Origin of the sequence: Chitinophaga sp. (assembly GCF_036566945.1) — a bacterium.
GTDB lineage: Bacteria > Bacteroidota > Bacteroidia > Chitinophagales > Chitinophagaceae > Chitinophaga.
Window position 1 is genome coordinate 1 of the sequence record NZ_DATCVJ010000638.1, and the last position, 4014, is coordinate 4014.

Annotated in this window: 4 protein-coding genes; 3 read left to right on the forward strand and 1 reads right to left on the reverse strand. The window is 44.4% G+C overall.

All coding sequences use genetic code 11. The features are described from left to right. The coding region (locus tag VIP81_RS19535; RefSeq protein WP_331964962.1) for an amino acid permease at positions 1–1120 on the reverse strand (1120 nt) is incomplete at its 3' end. A 196-nt stretch (positions 1121–1316) separates the two neighbouring features. Here VIP81_RS19535 and VIP81_RS19540 point away from each other — a divergent pair. The 3 genes from VIP81_RS19540 to VIP81_RS19550 form a co-directional block, all read left to right on the forward strand. Further along, entirely contained in the window at positions 1317–2591 is a 1275-nt protein-coding gene (locus VIP81_RS19540) for a dicarboxylate/amino acid:cation symporter (protein ID WP_331964965.1), read from the forward strand. Between the two features lie 65 nt (positions 2592–2656). Then, positions 2657–3343 carry a DedA family protein gene (locus tag VIP81_RS19545; RefSeq protein ID WP_331964967.1) on the forward strand — a complete coding sequence of 229 codons (687 nt, stop codon included), beginning with the start codon at positions 2657–2659 and terminating at the stop codon, positions 3341–3343. 81 nt (positions 3344–3424) lie between these two features. Further along, positions 3425–4014, forward strand: a 590-nt coding sequence (locus VIP81_RS19550) for an MFS transporter (protein ID WP_331964969.1), incomplete at its 3' end; no start/stop codon positions are given.

The window sequence follows — 4014 nt, forward strand, 5'->3', positions numbered from 1 at the left end:
CTGACGGCACCAGCCCATCGTTACTCATGGAGTAGAACACCCTGGTTTGACCCAGTAACATCACCAGGATAACAGAGGAGAACCCTGCCAGGATAGCCACCGTAATGAAGGTAGATAACCAACCAAAACCAGGCATATACGTATCAATAGCATAGGCAACAGATGCTTCACCACCTGCCTTCAGGAAGTCGGTGAAAGGTGCAATACCTGTTAACACAAAGGAAAACAGAATATACAGCACCGTACAAATCGCCAGCGACACCAGGATACCAATAGGCATATTCTTTTTAGGGTTCTTGGTTTCCTGGGCTGCAGTGGATACCGCATCAAACCCAATAAAAGCAAAGAATACCACGCCGGCACCCCTTAGGACCCCTGCCCATCCATGATTCCAGAAATTGGCATAATCAACGACCTGGCCATTGTGCATTTTCACCGTACCGGCAGTAGCAGGAATGGTAAATGGCGTATGGTTGGCAGGATTGATGTATTTCCATCCAAGGAAAATGAATAACAGTACAATAGCTACTTTGGTAATTACAATAATATTATTAACAATAGCAGAACTCTGGGTACCTCTGATCAGCAGTAAAGTGAGTGCCAGGAGGATAAACAGGGACGGTACGTTCATGATACCGTGTACACCGGCATCGGAAACTTCGAAAGGACTATGACACCATTCATATGGGATGGTGACATGAAAGACGCTTGTCAGCAGTTTATTTAAATACTGTGACCAGCCAATAGCTACGGTAGCAGCTCCCAGTGCATATTCCAGCACCAGATCCCAACCAATAATCCAGGCAATAAATTCTCCCAGTGTGGCGTAGGAATAGGTATAGGCGCTTCCGGCGATAGGAATCATGGAGGCAAATTCAGCATAGCACAAACCTGCCAGCGCACAGCCTATGGCCGCAATAATAAAGGAAATGGTAACAGCAGGGCCGGCATGTTGCCCGGCAGCTGCGGCTGTTCTTACAAAAAGACCTGCACCAATAATGGCTCCGATCCCAAGGGCCACCAGTGAACCAGCTCCAAGCGTCCTTTTCAGACCCTTTTCCGATTCTCCTGCTTCGGCCATTAAAACAGACATTTGTTTTTTAGCAAAGAGTTTGCTCATACGCAGTCGTATTGTGGTTGATGTTTTAAGGTAGTTTAGTTATGTTGTTGTTGTCGATCGCCAAATATAATATCTAAAATCAAAAACAGATACTTTTATTTTGCCCGCTAACGCGCATGTTTAGCTGCTTAACCTTATTTTTGGGAAATTTTCCGGTTACAACTTTTAATTCTTACAAGATAAATTTTCGCACTGCATGAAGAAATCATCGAATCTGCTTACCCTATATATATTCATTGGCATGCTAATCGGAATAGGTACTGGTTATGCCGTATTCCTGACTTACGGCAATGCAGCTCCCGTTCCGGGAACCAAGGATACTCCGCAGGTTTTCGCTGATAATATCTCCATCCTAACAGATATCTTCCTCCGCCTTGTGAAAATGATCATAGCCCCGCTGGTATTTTCTACCCTCGTGGTAGGAGTGGCCAAGCTGGGAGATATAAAAGCGGTAGGGCGCATTGGTGGTAAAACCATGCTGTGGTTTATCAGTGCAACCTTTGTATCATTGTTCCTCGGTTTAATACTGGTGAATTTGATGAAGCCGGGCTTATCCCTGCAGTTGCCTTTGCCGGACGAACATGCCTCCACAGGTATTGCTAAAGCAGATATGACACTGAGAGGCTTCTTTCAGCACGTGGTACCGGATAGTGTAGTGAATGCGATGGCACACAATGAAATATTGCAGATCGTAGTATTTGCTATTTTCTTTGGTGTAGCTGCGGCGGCGATAGGTGAAAAAGCGATGCCGGTTGTAAAGTTGCTCGATAGCGTGGCGCATATCATGCTGAAAGTAACCGGTTTTGTAATGAATTTTGCCCCATTTGCCGTATTTGGTGCCATGGCAGGTATCATTGCTTTAAAAGGCCCCATTGTACTGGTTACTTATGGTAAGTTCATATTACAGTTCTATCTCGGACTTTTCAGTTTATGGATTGTGATCGCATTTGTGGGATGGCTGATACTGGGTAAACCTGTATTCCGCCTGCTGGGCCTGATCAAAGATCCGCTGTTACTGGCATTTGGCACAGCCAGCAGTGAAGCGGCTTACCCCCGCACCATGGAAGAACTGGAAAAATTTGGCTGTGATAGCCGCATTGTTAGCTTTGTATTACCCCTGGGCTACTCCTTTAATCTGGATGGCTCTATGATGTATATGACCTTTGCCAGTTTATTTATTGCCCAGGCATACGGTATGCACCTGAGCATTGATCAGCAGATTACGATGTTATTGGTATTAATGATTACCAGTAAAGGTATTGCGGGTGTGCCGCGTGCTTCCCTGGTGGTAATTGCAGGTACCCTGTCTATGTTCCACATCCCTGAAGCGGGCCTGATCCTGTTACTGGGGGTAGACCATTTACTGGACATGGGTCGTTCCGCTACCAACGTGATCGGGAATGCAATGGCTACCGCCGTTGTGTCCAAATGGGAAAATAAACTTACGCCCGGAGATGCCACTAACGCCTAACTTAACAAATGCGTAACAGATTAATGTTTATTTTACCACTTCAGAAATAGAAATAGCGTACTAGCATGGACCAGATTATTGAGTTTTTTAAACACCTCATTAATCCCTCGTGGATTATTGAACATGGTGGCCTTTACCTGTTACTGGCGATTATTTTCGCAGAAACTGGTTTATTCATTGGCTTCTTTCTGCCGGGCGATTCCCTGCTTTTTGTAGCAGGTATCTACAGCGAAGACCTTTGCCGCAGCTTCTTTGATCTGCCTTTTGTATTAATTATGTTCCTGATAGCCACGGCAGGTGTGCTGGGGAATATGGTAGGTTTCTGGTTTGGTAAAAAATCCGGTCCCATATTATTTAAGAAGAAAGACACTTTCTTTTTCAGAAAGAAGCACTTGCACCAGGCCCATGAGTTTTTTGTGAAATATGGCGGCGGCGCTATCTTTTTTGCCCGGTTCCTGCCTATCATCCGCACCTTTGCCCCTATAGTAGCGGGTATTGTGGGCATGGAAAACAAGAAATTCATGTTTTACAATATCGTAGGTTCCTTTGCCTGGGTATTTTCCATGATGCTGGCAGGTCATTACCTGGATAAATTATTCCCTAATCTGAAAGAACACCTGGAGCTGATCATCCTGGTAATTGTATTGATTACCACTTTGCCGGTACTGATTAAAGTTATTTTCGGAAAGGTGAAACATCAGCACGCACACGACGAACATAAGAAAGTAGAAAAAACAGATTCTCCATTATAATTTTTTATATCTTTAAAAGGGCCTTGTAAAAGGCCCTTTTTTTTATTTATTCCCGTTATTATTATCGACAACCAAACTAAAATGAAAACCGACAATCGTCCTGTTTCTATTTTCAATATAGCTGTGATAGTGGCTTCACTGGGCTATTTCGTGGATATTTATGATCTTTTGCTGTTTACTATTGTGAGAGTCCCGAGTTTGAAATCACTGGGTCTGCCGCAAAACGAAATTGATGCGGGTGCAGGCATGCTCCTGATCAATATTCAAATGATTGGGTTACTGATAGGTGGTATTTTCTGGGGAATTATCGGAGATAAGAAAGGGCGTTTAAGTGTATTATTTGGTTCCATCCTGATTTATTCTATCGCCAATATTGCCAATGGTTTTGTGCATGGTATCAATGGATACGTGCTTTGGCGCTTTGTGGCCGGCTTTGGCCTGGCAGGAGAGCTGGGGGCAGGTATTACATTGGTATCTGAAATACTCCCTAAAGAAAAAAGAGGATATGGTACCATGATAGTGGCTACTGTAGGGGTTTCCGGCGCCGTGGCAGCTAACCTGATTGCGAAACTGGTAGGCGACTGGCGCATCTGTTATTTTATAGGAGGTGGACTGGGGCTGGCTTTGCTGGTACTGCGGGTGAGCGTAATGGAATCGCATTTATTTAATGC

What these genes read in the sequence shown, in the direction of transcription:
- VIP81_RS19540 (WP_331964965.1), top strand. Translation starts at nt 1,317, where the DNA reads ATGAAGAAATCATCGAATCTGCTTACCCTATATATATTCATTGGCATG.
- VIP81_RS19545 (WP_331964967.1), top strand. Translation starts at nt 2,657, where the DNA reads ATGGACCAGATTATTGAGTTTTTTAAACACCTCATTAATCCCTCGTGG.